Origin of the sequence: Mycobacterium sp. 852002-51163_SCH5372311, assembly GCF_001667115.1 — a bacterium.
Classification (GTDB): Bacteria; Actinomycetota; Actinomycetes; order Mycobacteriales; family Mycobacteriaceae; genus Mycobacterium.
Map to the genome: position 1 here is coordinate 1 of NZ_LZIJ01000199.1, position 17,329 is coordinate 17,329.

General features: G+C 65.2%; 15 protein-coding genes and 4 pseudogenes. 9 read left to right on the forward strand and 10 right to left on the reverse strand.

All coding sequences use genetic code 11. From position 1 onward, the window contains the following. Positions 1–340 precede the first annotated feature (340 nt). Positions 341–943, reverse strand: a complete 603-nt coding sequence (locus A5791_RS24700; RefSeq protein WP_067242763.1) for a type II toxin-antitoxin system PemK/MazF family toxin — start codon at positions 941–943, stop codon at positions 341–343. Here A5791_RS24700 and lepA point away from each other — a divergent pair. Together lepA and A5791_RS24710 are read left to right on the forward strand one after the other, a co-directional pair. After that, a pseudogene (lepA, locus tag A5791_RS24705) lies at positions 934–2,873 on the forward strand (translation elongation factor 4); the annotation flags it as partial. The gene A5791_RS24700 and the pseudogene lepA overlap by 10 nt on opposite strands. A 42-nt stretch (positions 2,874–2,915) precedes the next feature. Beyond that, entirely contained in the window at positions 2,916–3,689 is a 774-nt protein-coding gene (locus A5791_RS24710) for a DUF2182 domain-containing protein (protein WP_082967124.1), read from the forward strand. A 156-nt stretch (positions 3,690–3,845) separates the two neighbouring features. Here A5791_RS24710 and A5791_RS24715 read toward each other — a convergent pair whose 3' ends face one another. From A5791_RS24715 to A5791_RS27810, 3 genes and pseudogenes are all read right to left on the reverse strand, one after another. Next, complete coding sequence (locus A5791_RS24715) at positions 3,846–5,903, reverse strand: glycoside hydrolase family 15 protein (protein ID WP_067242742.1); 2,058 nt, start codon at positions 5,901–5,903, stop codon at positions 3,846–3,848. A 92-nt stretch (positions 5,904–5,995) separates the two neighbouring features. Next, positions 5,996–6,223: pseudogene (locus A5791_RS24720) on the reverse strand (FAD-dependent monooxygenase); the annotation flags it as partial. 20 nt (positions 6,224–6,243) lie between these two features. Next, positions 6,244–6,352, reverse strand: a pseudogene (locus A5791_RS27810) (hypothetical protein); the annotation flags it as partial. A 33-nt stretch (positions 6,353–6,385) separates the two neighbouring features. Here A5791_RS27810 and A5791_RS24725 point away from each other — a divergent pair. From A5791_RS24725 to A5791_RS24745, 5 genes are all read left to right on the forward strand, one after another. Beyond that, a complete protein-coding gene (locus A5791_RS24725; RefSeq protein ID WP_156661596.1) occupies positions 6,386–6,589 on the forward strand; it encodes a hypothetical protein in 204 nt (67 codons plus the stop codon). Between the two features lie 351 nt (positions 6,590–6,940). Beyond that, positions 6,941–7,996 (forward strand): sulfate ABC transporter substrate-binding protein, encoded by a 1,056-nt coding sequence (locus tag A5791_RS24730; protein WP_067242748.1) that lies wholly within the window; start codon positions 6,941–6,943, stop codon positions 7,994–7,996. Beyond that, positions 7,993–8,868, forward strand: a complete 876-nt coding sequence (cysT, locus tag A5791_RS24735; RefSeq protein ID WP_067242750.1) for a sulfate ABC transporter permease subunit CysT — start codon at positions 7,993–7,995, stop codon at positions 8,866–8,868. Before A5791_RS24730 ends, cysT begins: the two co-directional genes overlap by 4 nt. Further along, entirely contained in the window at positions 8,865–9,683 is an 819-nt protein-coding gene (cysW, locus tag A5791_RS24740; RefSeq protein ID WP_067242752.1) for a sulfate ABC transporter permease subunit CysW, read from the forward strand. The genes cysT and cysW overlap by 4 nt, the downstream gene beginning before the upstream one ends. 15 nt (positions 9,684–9,698) lie before the next feature. After that, a complete protein-coding gene (locus A5791_RS24745; RefSeq protein WP_067242753.1) occupies positions 9,699–10,787 on the forward strand; it encodes a sulfate/molybdate ABC transporter ATP-binding protein in 1,089 nt (362 codons plus the stop codon). A gap of 186 nt (positions 10,788–10,973) precedes the next feature. On the opposite strand, the gene A5791_RS24750 is transcribed toward A5791_RS24745, so the two are convergent. The 4 genes from A5791_RS24750 to A5791_RS27815 all read right to left on the reverse strand — a co-directional run bounded on the left by A5791_RS24750 (position 10,974) and on the right by A5791_RS27815 (position 14,332). Beyond that, entirely contained in the window at positions 10,974–11,708 is a 735-nt protein-coding gene (locus A5791_RS24750) for a sirohydrochlorin chelatase (RefSeq protein WP_067242755.1), read from the reverse strand. Beyond that, the gene (locus tag A5791_RS24755) at positions 11,705–12,448 is read right to left on the reverse strand and encodes a phosphoadenylyl-sulfate reductase (protein ID WP_067242757.1); all 744 of its coding nucleotides are present in this window, start codon (positions 12,446–12,448) and stop codon (positions 11,705–11,707) included. The genes A5791_RS24750 and A5791_RS24755 overlap by 4 nt, the downstream gene beginning before the upstream one ends. Then, a complete protein-coding gene (locus tag A5791_RS24760; RefSeq protein ID WP_067242765.1) occupies positions 12,445–14,124 on the reverse strand; it encodes a nitrite/sulfite reductase in 1,680 nt (559 codons plus the stop codon). The genes A5791_RS24755 and A5791_RS24760 overlap by 4 nt, the downstream gene beginning before the upstream one ends. 115 nt (positions 14,125–14,239) lie before the next feature. Continuing rightward, entirely contained in the window at positions 14,240–14,332 is a 93-nt protein-coding gene (locus tag A5791_RS27815) for an Ms4527A family Cys-rich leader peptide (protein WP_369828137.1), read from the reverse strand. 147 nt (positions 14,333–14,479) lie between these two features. Here A5791_RS27815 and hemW point away from each other — a divergent pair, with 147 nt between their 5' ends. Continuing rightward, positions 14,480–15,652 carry a radical SAM family heme chaperone HemW gene (gene hemW / locus A5791_RS24765; protein ID WP_067242759.1) on the forward strand — a complete coding sequence of 391 codons (1,173 nt, stop codon included), beginning with the start codon at positions 14,480–14,482 and terminating at the stop codon, positions 15,650–15,652. Between the two features lie 12 nt (positions 15,653–15,664). On the opposite strand, the gene A5791_RS24770 is transcribed toward hemW, so the two are convergent. Then, complete coding sequence (locus tag A5791_RS24770; RefSeq protein WP_067242761.1) at positions 15,665–16,891, reverse strand: sodium-dependent bicarbonate transport family permease; 1,227 nt, start codon at positions 16,889–16,891, stop codon at positions 15,665–15,667. Between the two features lie 201 nt (positions 16,892–17,092). Then, positions 17,093–17,173, reverse strand: a pseudogene (locus A5791_RS27400) (hypothetical protein); the annotation flags it as partial. Here A5791_RS27400 and A5791_RS26255 point away from each other — a divergent pair. After that, a partial coding sequence (locus tag A5791_RS26255; protein WP_156661599.1) for a hypothetical protein occupies positions 17,139–17,329 on the forward strand: 191 nt, incomplete at its 3' end. The pseudogene A5791_RS27400 and the gene A5791_RS26255 overlap by 35 nt on opposite strands.

Here is a 17,329-nt window from a genome sequence, read left to right on the forward strand (position 1 = left end):
CCGGTTCAGCGTGAACTGACGGTTTTGGCTGTGAACTGACGGTGTTGGCCGTGAATCTATGGCGTTGGCTGTGAATCTATGGCTTTGGCTGTGAATCCTGGGCGGAAAAATCGGCCGGATCGACGCCGTAAGCTCACACCGAAAGCCCAGGATTCACGCGCAAAGCCCACGATTCACAGCCAAAGCAGAAGGCGTGCAATGGCGTCCGGTGCCTCTACGCGAGCCGGTGCGACAGTAGTGGCGGCAGCCCGCGCTTGTCGCGCGTAGCTGGACTAAAAGACAAGCGTCCAGCGCAGAGACCGAAGTGACGGGTGTGGCAGAAACCCAACGGGCAGCCCCGTCAGCGCCAGGAATAGTCCGCGCGCAGCCGCGCGGCGACGACGTCGAACACCTCGCGGTCCAAAATGGCGCCCTCCCGGCGGATACTCTCCTCGGGCACGTCGAGCACCCGGTCCAGCCGGACCCAGCTCTCCCTGCCCTCGTAATCCCAGTTGCCGCTGCCGATCCCGACCCAGTTCCGGTCGCTGTCGTGGCGTTCCTGACTGGACACCATCAGCCCCAGCAGGACGCGGCGGTCACGGCCCACGACGAGCACAGGCCGGTCTTTGCCGCGGGTCGGATCCTCCTCGTAGACCACCCACGTCCAGACGATCTCGCCGGGATCGGCCCGACCGTCCAAGTTGGGCGCGTACACCAGTTTGCGGGCCCGCTGCGCGGTGGGAAAGCTGGTTTTGCTCACCGGCCGCCCCGCAGTGATTTCGGTCTGCGGCTGCGGTGTGACGGCGGAGATGACGTTGACGGTGACCTTGACGACTTGCTGGAGCTCCCGCAGGACGGCCTGCGAGGTCTGCAATTGACGGGCGAGCTTGGGAGCCCTGTTGGACACCAGGTTCTCGGCGAACTGCTGCAACGTCTTCCACTGAGACTTGCGAGCGGACGACATATTCGCAGCATAGACGTGAGCGGTCGGATGCCGCCGTGCCCCAGATAGGCTAAACAGGCCGTACGCATCGTCAGCCCAGGAGATTCCCATCAGCAGTTTCGCCGACAAGACCTTCACCGCGCCGGCGCAGATTCGGAACTTCTGCATCATCGCTCATATCGACCACGGCAAGTCCACGCTGGCCGACCGGATGCTGCAGTTGACCGGTGTGGTCGACGAGCGGTCGATGCGTGCCCAGTACCTGGACCGGATGGACATCGAGCGCGAGCGCGGGATCACCATCAAGGCGCAGAATGTGCGGCTGCCCTGGCGCGTTGACGAAACCGAGTACGTTCTGCACTTGATCGATACCCCCGGCCACGTCGACTTCACCTACGAGGTGTCGCGGGCGCTGGAGGCCTGCGAGGGAGCGGTGCTACTGGTCGACGCGGCGCAGGGCATCGAGGCGCAGACCCTGGCCAACCTCTATCTCGCACTGGACCGCGACCTGCACATCATCCCGGTGCTCAACAAGATCGACCTGCCCGCCGCCGACCCGGACCGTTACGCCGGTGAAATCGCCCACATCATCGGCTGTGAGCCCGCCGACGTGCTGCGCGTGTCCGGTAAAACCGGCGAGGGCGTGGCCGACCTGCTTGACCACGTGGTACGCGAGGTACCGCCCCCGCAGGGCGACGCCGACGCACCCACGCGTGCGATGATCTTCGACTCCGTCTACGACATCTACCGCGGCGTGGTGACCTACGTCCGCGTGGTGGACGGCAAGATCAGCCCCCGCGAGCGCATCGCCATGATGTCCACCGGCGCCACCCACGAACTGCTCGAGGTCGGCATCGTCTCGCCCGAGCCCAAGCCGAGCGAGGGCCTCGGCGTCGGGGAGGTGGGCTATCTGATCACCGGTGTCAAAGACGTCCGGCAGTCCAAGGTGGGAGATACGGTGACGACCGCCCGCCACGGCGCCAAGGAGGCGCTGACCGGCTACCGCGAACCCAAGCCGATGGTTTATTCGGGGCTGTATCCCGTCGACGGCTCCGACTACCCCAACCTGCGCGACGCCCTGGACAAGCTGCAGCTCAATGACGCTGCCCTGACCTACGAGCCGGAAACCTCGGTGGCGCTCGGCTTCGGGTTCCGCTGCGGCTTCCTCGGCCTGCTGCACATGGAGATCACCCGCGAGCGGCTGGAGCGCGAGTTCGACCTGGACCTGATTTCGACCTCGCCGAACGTGGTCTATCGCGTCGTAAAAGAGGACGCCACGGAGATCACGGTGACCAACCCGTCGGACTGGCCGGAGGGCAAGATCCGCACGGTCTACGAGCCCGTCGTGAAGACCACGATCATCGCGCCCAGCGAATTCATCGGCACCATCATGGAACTCTGTCAGTCCCGACGCGGCGAACTCGGCGGCATGGATTACCTGTCGCCGGAACGGGTCGAACTGCGCTACACCATGCCGCTCGGCGAGATCATCTTCGACTTCTTCGACTCGCTGAAATCGCGCACCCGCGGCTACGCCAGTCTCGACTATGAAGAAGCCGGCGAGCAGGGGGCCCAACTGGTCAAGGTCGACATCCTGCTGCAGGGCGAGGCCGTCGACGCGTTCAGCGCGATCGTGCACAAGGATTCGGCGTTCGCCTACGGCAACAAGATGACCACCAAGCTCAAGGAGCTGATCCCGCGTCAGCAGTTCGAGGTGCCGGTGCAGGCGGCTATCGGGTCGAAAATCATTGCGCGCGAGAATATTCGGGCGATCCGCAAAGACGTGCTGTCGAAATGCTATGGCGGTGACATCACCCGCAAACGCAAGCTTCTGGAAAAGCAGAAGGAAGGCAAGAAGCGGATGAAGACCATCGGACGCGTCGAGGTGCCGCAGGAAGCCTTCGTCGCCGCACTGTCCACCGACGCAGCAGGGGACAAAGGCAAGAAATAGCGATGACCGGCCTTAAGATTTGGTCAACGGAAGGGCGGCATATTGGGCAACAGTGCAGTGCGCGGGTGGTCGCGAACCGATGTGTGGTTCCCCGCTGTCCTGCTGACCGTGGCGGGTCTGGGCTGGTGGTGGTCAGCGGTCACCGCCGGCGATATGCACAACGACGGCATGTCCATGGAGATGTCCATGGATGGATCCATGAAAAGCGTGTCGCCGATGCCCTTAACGGCGTTCCTCGTCGCCTGGGTGGCCATGTTGGCAGCGATGATGCTTCCGGCGATCCTGCCCGTCGTGCGCCGCTACGCCCGCACGGGCGCCGGCAACGCTGTCTCGGTGCTCATCTTCGTCGCCGGATACCTTGCCTTGTGGAGCGCTGCGGGCATTCCCGCGTTTCTGGCGTGGAGCGGTCTCAATCACTCAGTGGCACAGACATATCCGTGGGCGGGACGGCTGGCCGGTGCCGTCGCTGTGGCTGCCGGGCTGTATCAGCTCACGCCGCTGAAGACGATGTTCATGCGAGACTGCCGGATGTCGATGTCCCCGCGCCCAAGCGGGCAACCCGACCGTCCGGCTGCGGCATTCCTTGCCGGCGGTCGCTACGGCACGTTTTGTCTGGGCTCCTGTTGGATGCTGATGGCGCTGCTCCTCGCTTTCGGCACAATGCAGTTGGCGCCGATGGTGGCGTTCGCGGTGCTCATCTGGCTGGAGAAGAGTTCCGCGTGGGGCGATCGGCTCAGGGGTGTGACGGCAGCGATGCTCGTACTTCTCGGGGTCGCGTTGCTGGTCCACCCCGCGCTTGTCGTCCACCTCGCTTGATTGCCGCACGTGGTCTCATGCGGGAGATGATCAGAACCCGGTTCTCTGGCAACACTTATCCGTCCGACGGGGGGTCGGCAGATGTCACCACCAGTGTCGTCGACATCGCGCACATCTGGTGGACAAGGTGAGCGCGTTGAGCTGAGCCCGGCTGGGCTATACGGGCGCGTTGGCGGGCTGGAAGGTGCCCGAGCTGTCGGCTTCCTCTTCCGCCCGGATCACGTGGACGACCGCGTTGATCAACGCCAGGTGGGTGAACGCCTGCGGAAAGTTGCCCAGATGACGGCCCGTTCGTGGCTCGATCTCCTCGGCATAGAGGTGCAGCGGGCTGGCATAGGCCAGCAGCCGCTCGCACAGCCGCTTGGCGCGCGTCACCTCACCGATCTCGACCAGCGCCGACACCAGCCAGAACGAGCAGATGGTAAACGTGCCTTCCTCGCCCGACAGCCCGTCGTCGGTCTCCTCGACCCGGTATCTGAGCACCAGGCCTTCCTCGGTGAGTTCGTCGGCGATGGCCAGCACCGTGTTGCGCACCCGTGGGTCGTCGGGCGGCAGGAACCGCGTCAGCACCACCAGCAGCAGCGAGGCGTCCAGCGCGTCGTCGCCGTAGCGCTGGGTCAACACACCGCGGGAATCCACCCCGTGCTCGAGGATGTCGGCTTTGATCTCCTCGGCAATCTTGCGCCATTGCAGGGCATAGCTGACTTCGCCCTGGCGCTCTGCCAGCTTCGCGCCTCGGTCCAGCGCCACCCAGCACATCACCTTCGACGAGGTGAAGTGCTGCGGCTCTCCGCGCACCTCCCAGATTCCGCGGTCGGGCTCGCGCCAGTGCTTGATCGCCTCCTCGACCTGCTTCTTCAGCACCGGCCACAGCGTCTCCGGGACTTGTTCGCGCGACTTGGCGTGCAGGTAGAAGGAGTCCAGGACCGAGCCCCAGATGTCGTGCTGGTCCTGGTTGTAGGCGCCGTTGCCGATCCGCACCGGGCGTGCGTGGTCGTAGCCGGACAGATGATGCAGTTCCTCTTCCACCAGGCTGCGCTCGCCACCGACGCCGTACATCACCTGCAGCGGGTGGCGTTCGCCGTTGTTGGCGCCGGACACGTCGGCGATGAACGCGAAGAAGTCGTCGGCCTCGCGGTCCAGTCCCAGCGTGTAGAGCCCCCACAGCGCGAAGGTCGAATCGCGAATCCACGCGTAGCGGTAATCCCAATTGCGTTCTCCGCGCGGCGTTTCCGGAAGCGAAGTGGTGCTGGCCGCCAGCAGCGCGCCGGTGGGCGAGTACGTCAGCCCCTTCAGGGTGAGTGCGCTGCGCTGCAGGTAGGCCCGCCACGGATGATCGGGGAAGTTGCCGATGTTGATCCATTGCCGCCAGCACTCGGTGGTCTGCCACATCTTGTCGGCGGCCTCTTCGTAGGTCTGCGGCGGTGGATGCTTGGTCCAGCTCAGCGCGACGAAGATGTCGTCGCCCTCTTTCATCCGGGTGCGGGCGCGCGCTTCCCGCCCTTCCAGGCCGATGCGCAGGTTGGTCGTCAGCCGCAGCGTCGGGTGGTCGTCGGGCTGCCTGCCGGCACGGGCGACGGCCTCGCCGTAAGCATTTGCCGAGTACTCCCAGACGGCGCCGATGCGGTGGTAGTCGAATGCCGGTTCGCAGCTCATCATCAGCTCGACGGTGCCGCTGACGCAGCGCACCGTGCGCAGCAGGATGTGCTCGGCGTCCCAGTCCATCGGGGTGCGACGATGCGTCCTCGATCGCCGGTCGATGTCGTGCCACTTGCCCATCACCAGCGCGTCGCGCACGATCAGCCACCCGGTATGGGTCTGCCAGGTGGTTTCCATGATCAGGCTGCCGGGCAGGTAGCGCCGCGCCGACGGCACCGAGACACCGTAGGGGCCCAACCGGAAATGACCGGCGCTGCGGTCCAGAATGGCGCCGAACACACTCGGCGAGTCCGGGCGGGGCACGCACAGCCACTCCACGGAACCGGCCGGCGATATCAGGCAGGTGGTCTCCCAGTCCGAGAGAAAGGCGTAATCGGCGATCGGCGGAAACGGGTTGCGCAGTGTCGAACTCGAGGTGTAGGGCGTGGGCAAGCTCAAGTCGACGGCCGGGGCAGGGGCCGCCTCGAACGCTTGGACCTCGTTGACCTCGTTGACCTCGACCGAATGTGCCCCTGGGTCGGCAGGCTGGTCGGCGGGTTGGGCTTGCAGGACCATTCCGACATCATCATCTGCCGACCTGCCCGGCGTCCATCGTTTGCCATTAGTTAGGGCGGCGACCCGACGCGCCTGGCGTACTCAGGCGCGTGCTCGGACAGACGGTGTGGAATCTGTGCGAACTGCGCGCCCAAACCGAGTTCGTCGAGTAGGCGCAACGTGTTGGCGTGCACGGTGTCGCCGCGAAAATCGCGGAGAAAATCCGCGTGCTTTTCCATCACGGTGACTTTTACTCCGGCGCGGGCCAGTAGCAGGCCAAGCATCATGCCCGCCGGTCCGCCGCCGGCGATCAGACAGGTCGCGCGGCCACCGGACGGCATTCGCCGATCTTGGCACACCGCCGACTGGCGCCGCTCTCCCCCGCAAGCGGGAGGTACCCCCACCTCATCGCTTCGTCCCCCTCGCCGCTGCGCGGCTGGGGGTACCCCACTGGATCGTCGCCAGCGCAGGCGTCCTGGTGCCGGGGTACCAGCAGGATTAGGGTGAGGCCGGTGAACGGGTTCCTGAGTTGGTGGGACGGGATCGAGCTGTGGCTTTCCGGGCTCGCCTTCGTGCTGCAGGCCATCCTCGTCATGCCCGTCGTGCTGCTGCTGGCCTACCTCCTTGCGGCGGTGCTGGACCGGCTGCTGGGCAGGGGGATTCAGTTGATGCGGCGGGCCCGCCACGCCGACGAGGCGCTTGGATAGTGAGGATGCCTCGGTCACACGTGACGTTGGTTCTCGTCACGCTGGTGGTGCTGGTGGTCGTCGCGTGGTTGCTGACGCACTGAGCCGCCGACAAGAAATAGGCGACCAGCGAATTCTGTTAGGCTTCCGGCCATGCACGTAGCACCGGCCGCCCTGCGCCGCCATGCTTGCGCGCTCGGCCGGCGAAGCGCCGCCGAGCGGGTTCGCGCCGTGTGCGACCTGCACTGTTGTCGCTGACCGAATTGCCCGTGCACGGTACGGCATGGACTTCATGAATTCTTTCAGCAGATCCAGGCGCCTTCCGTAGCAACGGGGACAGTCGTTCGAAGGTCCCGCACTGGAAGGTCGTCAATGCCGCTGACGTTCAACATCGGAAGTCCACCGCGCCCGCGGCGCACTTCTGGGTTCGCCGTCGTGCTCGCGCTGATCGTCGGTGTCGTCGCGGCATGCACCGGCGGGGCCAGCGACGTCGTCGGGGGCGGCGGGCCGGCGGGCGCGAACACCAGCATCACCTTGGTCGCCTATTCGGCTCCGGAACCCGGATGGAGCAAGGTCATCCCCGCGTTCAACGCCTCCGAAGAGGGCAAAGGCGTGCAGGTGATCACCTCCTACGGCGCCTCCGGCGACCAGTCCCGAGGTGTCGTCGACGGCAAGCCGGCCGACCTGGTGAACTTCTCCGTCGAACCAGACGTCACCAGATTGATCAAGGCCGGAAAGGTTGCCAAGGACTGGAACACCGACGTCACCGGGGGCATCCCGTTCGGCTCGGTGGTGACATTGGTGGTACGCGCGGGTAATCCGAAGAACATCAAAGACTGGGATGATCTGCTGCGGCCCGGTGTGGAGGTCATCACGCCGAGTCCGCTGAGTTCGGGATCGGCGAAGTGGAATCTGCTTGCTCCGTATGCGGTTAAAAGCGAAGGCGGCCGAAACAGCCAGGCAGGGATTGACTTTGTGAACAAGTTGGTGCGCGAACACGTCAAACTGCGTCCCGGATCGGGACGGGAAGCCACCGACGTTTTCGTCCAGGGCAGCGGAGATGTCTTGATCAGCTACGAGAACGAGGCCATCGCCACTGAGCGGCAAGGTAAGCGGATCGAACACGTCAACCCGTCGCAGACCTTCAAGATCGAAAATCCGCTTGCGGTGGTGACCACCAGCCCGCACCTGAAGTCCGCGATCGCGTTCAAGAACTTCCAGTACACCGGCCCGGCGCAGAAGTTGTGGGCTCAGGCCGGTTTTCGGCCCGTCGACCCAGCGGTCGCCGCGGAATTCCGGGACCAGTTCCCGGTGCCGGTGAAACTCTGGACCATCGCCGACCTGGGTGGCTGGGACACCGTGGATCCCCAGCTGTTCGACAAAACCTCCGGCAGCATCACCAAGATCTATATGCAGGCCACCGGATGACGGCCGCGGTGATCCCGGACCCCGAAGCGGTCCGGCCAGAGCTCAGCGCCGACCCCCCGACCGGATCCCCGGATACCCGTTCACCGCGCACCACGTCACTTCGGGTCGGGGTGGCGACGTTGTGGCTTTCGGTGATCGTGCTGCTGCCGCTGGCCGCCATCGTCTGGCAGGCCGCGGGTGGCGGCTGGCAGGCGTTCTGGCTGGCGGTCACTTCGCATGCCGCGGTGGAGTCGTTCCAGGTGACGCTGACGATTTCGGCGGCGGTCACGTTGCTCAACTCCTTTTTCGGCTTGCTGATCGCCTGGGTGCTGGTGCGCGACAACTTCTTTGGCAAGCGGTTGGTCGACGTGATCATCGACCTCCCTTTCGCGCTGCCCACCATCGTGGCGAGCCTGGTCATGCTGGCGCTGTACGGAAGCAACAGCCCGGTGGGGCTTCACCTGCAACACACCGCATGGGGCGTGGGCGTGGCGCTGGCATTCGTCACGCTGCCGTTCGTGGTGCGCGCCGTTCAGCCGGTGCTGCTGGAGATCGATCGGGAGACGGAGGAGGCAGCGGCCTCGTTGGGTGCCGACAACCTCAAGATTTTCACCTCCGTCGTGCTGCCGTCGCTGACGCCGGCCCTGTTATCAGGGGCGGGGCTGGCATTCTCGCGCGCGATCGGCGAATTCGGCTCGGTGGTCCTAATCGGTGGCGCCGTGCCGGGCAAGACCGAGGTCTCGTCGCAATGGATCCGCACCTTGATCGAAAACGACGACCGCACCGGTGCCGCTGCGATATCTATTGTCCTGCTTTCGATCTCCTTCATTGTCCTGTTCATCCTGCGTGTCATCGGCGCGCGTGCCGCCCGGCGTGAGGCGGTGGTCGGGTGAAGTTGTCACCGCGGGTTCGCTACCTCATCCGCATCATTGCGCTGGCGTACATCCTTGTGCTGCTGGCGGTTCCGGTGGCCGTGATCCTATGGCGTACTTTCCAGCCGGGGTTTGCTCAGTTCTACGACTGGGTCAGCACCCCGGCCGCCGTGTCCGCGCTCAACTTGTCACTCCTTGTCGTGGCGATCGTCGTGCCGCTGAACGTGATCTTCGGGATTCCGACGGCGTTGGTGCTCGCGCGCAACAGGTTTCGGGGCAAGGGCGTTCTGCAGGCGATCATCGATCTGCCGTTCGCGGTCTCGCCCGTCATCGTGGGCGTCGCGCTGATCGTGCTGTGGGGATCAGCCGGTGCGTTGGGCTTTGTGGAGAAGGACCTGGGGTTCAAGATCATCTTCGGCCTGCCCGGCATCGTGCTGGCCAGCGTCTTCGTCACGCTGCCGTTCGTGGTACGCGAAGTCGAACCGGTCCTTCACGAACTGGGAACGGATCAGGAGGAGGCCGCGGCCACGCTGGGTTCCGGCTGGTGGCAAACCTTTTGGCGCATCACGCTGCCGTCCATCCGGTGGGGACTGACGTACGGCATCGTGCTGACCGTCGCGCGAACCCTCGGCGAATACGGCGCGGTCATCATGGTGTCGTCCAACCTTCCCGGGACGTCGCAGACGCTGACACTGCTGGTTTCGGACCGCTACAGCCGCGGAGCGGAGTACGGCGCCTACGCGCTCTCGACGCTGCTGATGGCTGTGTCGGTGGTGGTCCTGATCGTCCAAGTCGTTCTCGACGCACGCCGGGCACGTGCGGCCAGACAGGCCTGACAAGGAGATTCGCAGATGACCGAAATCGGGAGCCACCCTGCGACGACGGGTGGCCAAGCCATCATCGTGCGCGACGCCTACAAGCACTACGGCGATTTCATCGCCCTGGACCACGTCGACTTCGTGGTTCCTGCGGGTTCGTTGACCGCGCTGCTGGGACCGAGTGGTTCGGGCAAGTCGACGTTGTTGCGTGCGATCGCGGGCCTGGATCAGCCGGACAGCGGCACCATCACGATCAACGGGCGCGACGTGACCGGGGTGCCGCCGCAGCGGCGCGGGATCGGTTTCGTTTTCCAGCACTATGCGGCGTTCAAGCACCTGACCGTGCGCGACAATGTGGCGTACGGCCTGAAGATCCGCAAGCGGCCCAAGGCCGAGATCAAGCAGAAGGTCGATCATCTGCTGGAAGTGGTGGGGCTCAGCGGCTTTCACACGCGCTACCCCAATCAGCTTTCCGGTGGCCAGCGCCAGCGGATGGCGTTGGCCCGGGCGCTGGCGGTCGACCCGCAAGTGCTGCTGCTCGACGAGCCGTTCGGGGCGCTGGACGCCAAAGTTCGTGAGGATCTTCGCAGTTGGCTGCGCCGGCTGCACGACGAGGTGCATGTCACCACCGTGCTGGTCACGCACGACCAGGCCGAGGCGCTGGATGTCGCGGACCGGATCGCCGTCTTGAACAGGGGCCGGATCGAGCAGGTGGGCACTCCGACCGAGGTCTACGACGCGCCGGCCAATGCGTTCGTGATGTCGTTTTTGGGTGCGGTGTCAGCGCTCAACGGCGTTCTGGTGCGCCCGCACGACATCCGGGTGGGCCGGCGGCCCGACATGGCGATCGCCGGTGGCGACGGCAGCGCGGATGCGATCGGAATCGTACGGGCCACCGTAGAGCGGGTGGTGGCCCTGGGCTTCGAAGTGCGCGTGGAGTTGACCAACGCCGCCAGTGGGAGCCCGTTCACCGCGCAGATCACCCGCGGCGACGCCGAAGCGCTGGCGTTGCGCGACGGCGACACCGTCTACGTGCGGGCCACCCGCGTGCCGCCGATCGCCGACGAGAGCCCGGTCGCTAGCGATGCCGACGAGGACGAGACGACGTTGACGTCTGCGTGACCGCCACATCTCTGAGGCTTTACGCCCATAGTCACAGGTGTCACTTCAGGGTCGGCGCGGCCGCCAGCAGTCGTTTCCGGAAAACGCTAGCGCCGGCGCTATCACTTCTCTGAACCGACACACCCGAGCTTTCCCGTGATTGGTGCGAAGAATGTGACGGACGGGGCGCAACTGCCCTCCGGCCGCTCAGGCCGCTATGCGCTCCGCTCGCGCGCTGAGCGCCTGGTCAAAACGGTCGAGCACCGTTTCGGCTACCAGCCGGTGCGCGCCCAGCGGTGCGGAAATGGCGATGCCGGCGTCCTCCGCGAAGCGCTGAACGCGATCAGGCACTCGCCCCGGCGCAAGGAACCACGGTGCGATGACCACCCGCCGCGCACCCTGTCGGCGCAACCTACCCAACCCCTCGGTCAGCGAACGTTCCTCCCGAGTGGCGAACGCGGTCGTCGCACCGGCCCAACCGGTGCCCTTCAGCAGCTTCGGCGCTACCCGCGCAGTCCGCGCGTTCACCGCGAGGTCGGATGTGCCGATCGCCACCAGCAGCACCCCCAGCTCCTCGTCGAAGCGAGAAACGCCTAATTCGTCCACTCGCTGTCGCAGCACCGCTATGAGCCGGTCGTCCTCGCCCAGCACTTGTGCTTGCCAAATGGCATGCCGGACTTCGAACGTCGGATCGCAGCCTGCGATCTGGCGCGGGATGTCGACGCGGGCGTGATAGGCGTTTGCCAACAGCAGCGGAGTGATCACTGCCGGTCCATCGACTGAACAAAGCGCATCGACGAGGCCGGGCGAACTGTGCTCCAGAAACGCCAGCCGCACATCCAGACCCGGCCGCAGCCACGCCACCCGGTCCGCGACGGCGTGTGCGTTGGCCGCCGAGCGCGGGTCCGCACTTCCGTGCGCGGTCAGAACCAGGGTCGTCACGACGCGTGCAACCCACATTCGGTCTTGGCCATACCCTGCCAGCGTCCGCTGCGCGGATCGGCGCCCTCGGCCGGCTTCGCCGTGCAGGGAGCGCAGCCGATCGACGGATAGCCTTCGTAGACAAGCGGATTGACCAGTACGTCGTTCTCGTCGATGTAATCCTGCATGTCCTGATCGGTCCAGGCGGCCAGCGGGTTGATCTTCACCAACTTGAATGCCTCGTCGAAGCCGATCAGGGGTGCGTTGGCGCGCGTCGGCGCCTCGACGCGGCGTAGTCCGGTCACCCAAGCCGAATAGCCACGCAGCGCCTTGGTCAACGGGACCACCTTGCGCAGCCGGCAGCATTCGTTGGGTTCACGGGCGAACAGGTTCTTGCCCAGCAGCTCGTCCTGCTCCGCGACGGTGTGCTCGGGAGTGATGTTCAGCACCCGTATGTCGTAAACGGATTCGATCGCATCGCGGGTGCCGATGGTCTCGACGAAGTGATAACCGGTGTCCAGGAACAACACCGGCACGCCGGGCCGCACCCTGGCGGCCAGATCCACCAGCACGGCGTCCTGCATGTTCGACGCCACAACGTAGTTGCACGTGGCCCACCCGCGGGGCCCGTTGATGCCGCCGAAGTTCTCCTCGGTCCAGCGCAGCAGTTCGGCGGCGTTGGCACCTTCGAGTTCTGCCGCGCCGCGCGCAGCCAGCTCCCGCAGCTCCGTCTCGGTGGGCCTCGCCGTTTCGCCGCTCATCGCAGGTCGTCCTCGTCAGCGCGAATTGCCCACTGTGCGAAGCGCTCGCCTTCATCGCGGTGCTTGAGAAAGTTGCGGACTACGCGATCGATGTAATCGCCCAGCTCGTCGCTGGTCACTTTGTGCTGACGCAGCTTTCGGCCGAAACCGCTGTCCAGGCCCAGGCTTCCGCCCAGATGCACCTGAAATCCCTCGACGGAGCCGCCCTCGCCGTCGTCGACCATCTGACCCTTGAACCCGATGTCGGCCACCTGAATTCGGGCACACGAGTTCGGGCACCCGTTGATGTTGACGGTGATCGGCACGTCGAGCGTGGTGTTGATGTCCTCCAGGCGCCGTTCCAACTCGGGTGCCAAAACCTGTGCGCGGCCCCGGGTTTCGGCGAACGAGAGCTTGCAGAACTCAATTCCGGTGCACGCCATCAGGTTCCGGCGCCAGTGCGACGGCCGCGACTGTAGGCCAAGCTTCTCCAGGCCGGCGATGGTCTCGTCGAGCTTGTCGTCGGGTATGTCGAGGACGACCAGCTTCTGGTACGGGGTGAACCGGATCCGGTCCGACCCGGCCCGCTCGGCCAGGTCGGCGACCGCCGACAGAATGGTGCCGGACACTCGCCCGGCGATCGGGGCCACCCCGACGGCGTTGAGCCCGTTCTTCAGCCGTTGCACGCCGACGTGGTCGATCGGATGCTTGACCGGCTCGGGGGCCGGTCCGTCGATCAGCGGACGCTTCAGGTACTCCTGTTCGAGAACTTCACGAAATTTTTCTATACCCCAGTCCTTGATCAGGAACTTCAGCCGCGCCTTGGACCGCAGCCGCCGGTAGCCGTAGTCGCGGAACACCGAGGTCACCGCAGCCCACACTTCGGGCACCTCGTCCAGTGGGATCCAGGCGCCGACCCGCTGGGCCAGCATCGGGTTGGTCGACAGTCCGCCTCCCACCCACAGGTCCAGACCGGGGCCGTGTTCGGGGTGGTTGACGCCGATGAAAGCGATGTCGTTGATCTCGTGCGCGACATCCTGCAGACCGGAGATGGCGGTCTTGTACTTGCGTGGCAGGTCGGCGAAATCGGGCTTACCGATGTAGCGGCGGACGATCTCCTGGAGCGCCCAGGTCGGGTCCAGCACCTCGTCGAGCGATTCACCGGCCAGCGGCGAGCCCAGCACCACGCGGGGGCAGTCGCCGCACGCCTCGGCGGTCTGCAGTCCGACTTCGTCCAGCCGCCGCCAGATTTCCGGGACGTTTTCCACCTCGACCCAGTGCAGCTGCACGTTCTGCCGGTCGGAGATGTCGGCCGTATCGCGCGCGAACTCCGTCGAGATCTGGCCTACCGTCCGCAGCGCGGCGGCCGAGAGCGCGCCGCCGTCGCAGCGCACCCGCAGCATGAAGTACCTGGCTTCAAGCAGGTCGGCGTTCTCGTCGCCGGTAAACGAGCCGTCGTAACCCTGTTCACGCTGCGTGTAGAGGCCCCACCAGCGAAAGCGCCCACGCAGGTCGGATTTCTCGATGCTGTCGAACCCGTTCTTGGCGTAGCTGTTCAAAATGCGGTCCCGCACCTCGAGCGGCGCACCCGCCTTCTTCATCTCCTCGTTGGCGTTGAGCGGATCACGACTTCCCAGCGCCCACTGGCCCTCATCGCGGGCCTTATTTCGTGCCCCGGCGGGACGGGCTGTAGTCATACGGGAGTTCTCCTTCGCGAACATTCGCGGGCGTGACGGCGCACCTCACCGGTTCTGAGTGGGAGGCGCAGATCCGGCGGCCAGCTGGTCGTACAGGTGGGCTGGGTCTACGACATCAAGGGAGACAGCAACAGCTGCAGACGCGCTTGAGATCGATATGCCGCCGCGCCACCAAGGCGATACGCAAGCTGGGGTTCGCGGCGGTCACGGTGCCATTCTGCCATGGATGGCGACGAAGATCGTAACCAGGTCAAATTTGCGCTCACAGTGATTAAAATTAACGGGTAAGTCTGGGTGGAAAGGTAAACAAACCGGGGAATCGGCTGGGAAGTCGGCTGCCATGGCATGATTTGGCATGACCCTTCGCGAGGCGCCGGTTGACCTGCCCGGCATGCAGCCGAGTCGAGGGGCACCGTTTGGCATCTATGTCCACGTGCCGTTCTGCATAACTCGTTGCGGCTATTGCGATTTCAACACCTACACCCCGGCGGAGCTGGGCGGGGTCAACCCGGACACCTGGCTGCAGGCGTTGCGCAAGGAGCTTGAACTGGCGGCCGCCCGGTTGCAAGGGCCGACGGTTGACACCGTGTTCGTCGGCGGCGGGACGCCGTCGTTGCTGGGTGGAGAGCGCCTGAGCAGGCTGCTCGACATGGTGCGCGAGCACTTCACGCTGGCCGCGAACGCCGAGGTCACCACCGAGGCCAACCCCGAGTCGACCTGGCCGGAGTTCTTCGCGGCGATCCGTGCGGCCGGCTACACGCGGGTCTCCCTCGGCATGCAGTCCGTCGCACCGCGGGTGCTGGCCACCCTCGACCGCGTGCACTCGCCCGGCCGCGCGGCGGCCGCGGCCCGCGAAGCGATGGCCGCCGGCTTCGAACACGTCAGCCTCGACCTGATCTACGGCACCCCAGGGGAGTGCGACGACGATCTACTGCGCTCTGTCGACGCCGCGGTCGAAACCGGTGTCGACCATGTGTCCGCGTATTCGCTGATCGTCGAGCAGGGCACCGCGCTGGCCCGCCGGGTCCGCAGCGGTGAGCTGGCCGCTCCCGACGACGACGTGCTGGCGCATCGCTACGAGTTGGTGGACGAACGGCTAGCTGCCGCCGGCTTCGCCTGGTACGAAGTTTCGAACTGGTCGCGGCCGGGCGGACAGTGCCGGCACAACGTCGGTTACTGGGACGGCGGACAGTGGTGGGGGGCAGGACCGGGCGCGCACGGTTTCGTCGGTACGACGCGCTGGTGGAATGTCAAGCACCCCAACAGCTATGCGGGAGCACTCGCCGATGCGATGCTGCCGGTCGCCGGCTTCGAACAGCTCGGGGCGGAGGCGCTGCACACCGAGGACGTGATGCTGAAAACCCGTCTGGGCCAAGGGCTTCCGTTGGCGGCACTCGGCGCGGACGAACGCCGACGCGCCGCCACGCTATGCGCCGACGGGTTGTTGGTACCGGAGGGCGACCGGCTGGTCCTCACGCCGCGGGGACGGCTCCTGGCCGACGGGGTGGTACGCACGCTGCTCGGATAACCGTGCCCGGCTTCAGGTCATGGGGAACCAGTGCCCGACCAGGCGGGAAATCTCTATGTAGAGCGGGATTCCGATCGTGACGTTGTACGAGAACGTCAGACCCAGCGACGCGGCGAGCGGCAGTGTGGGACTGGCCTCCGGGATGGCCAGGCGCTGGACGGCGGGCACGGCGATGTAGGACGCAGCCCCGCACAGCACGGCGAACAACACGTAGGTCCCCGGCTTGAACGGCGTGTGGGTGAGATAGGCGTAGCTGTGAGCGACGACGATCCCAATCGTCGCAAAAAGATTGGGCGCCAGCACACCGAAGAAGATGAAACCCAGGCCCGCCGACCGCAAGTCCTTCAGCTTGCGCGAAGCCGTCATGCCCATCTCGAGCAGGAAAAGACAAAGCACGCCCTGGAACGCCAGCACGAAGAAGTTGTCGTCGTCGTGAATGACCTTCTCGCCCTGCAGCCCACTGATCAGGCCGATGATGATGCCGCCGAGGAGCAGGACCAGCCCAGGATTGAGGAAGACTTCCTGGAACAGCTCGCGGGAGAAGATCCGCGGCTTCTTACCGGTTTTGACGGACTGCCGCTCCGGCTGCTCCATCTCGTCCAGCGCCAACTCCCGCTCGAGGTCGATTGCGCTCTCCTGGCTTTCGAGGCTCTCGCCATTTGCGGGCCGGGTGGCCGTCCCCGGCCCCACCGCCACCTTGACCGGCCGGGTGTAACCGGGCTCATCCGGCATGTAGCCCGCCTCGTCCAATCCTCGATGCCGCAGACGCGCGACCAGATATAACGCCACCAGACAACCCGGAATCTCCATGACCGCCAACATGACTGGCATGTAGGCGTTGAACGCGATGCCCACGCTGGTGAGCACGGCGACGCAGGTGGCGAAGGTGCCGGCCGAGTCCGACCCGTAATAGCCGGCGACCGTGGCCTTGTCGACTCGGCGCATGGTGCTCAACCGGCTCAACAGGAAATAGGCCAAACCGCCGATCAGGAAGTTCAACACGAAGCCCAGGACCACGAATCCGGCGATGTTGTCGATGTCGGCCGGCTTGACCCTGGCCAGCTCTTCGCCGCCATGCCAGCCGATGGCCAGCAGCAGGTACATGGTCAAGCCCTGATAGATCACATACGGAAATTCGAAGCGAACTTTGAGGACTGGGATCAAGAAGCCGAAGTAGAAGAAAAGCAAGAGCGGCTTGAACAAATTATGCGTGAAGTTCTGCCAGAACTCTTGCAGCATATTGCCTCCCCTTCTCGGTGCGGCCGTCAAGGAAGCACCGAACCTGCACGGAGCGACCATGAAATTCCAGACTGCTCTGGAACTTAGACCGGCTTACTCTGGCCCGCCACTCGAGAACCGTCCGTCAGCTGCCCCGACGGCTCAATGCGCCCGGCGTAGCCGTGACCGCAGTGCCCACAAAGTTTGCGGGCGGCGCGCCACTTACTTGGCGGTTGAAACCAGCGACGGCCTGACCCCGACTCCGCGCCTGCGATGTGTCACCGACTGCCATGCCGACGGGGACGAACTCACCATTAACCAAGAGACTGGCGTACTTACGGTTTCGCGGGTCGATGGCTTCGAAGAAACCACCGTGCACTATTCCCCGTCGGCATGGCAGTCGGTGACACATCGCAGGCGCGGAGTCGGGGTCAGGCCGTCGCTGGTTTCAACCGCCAA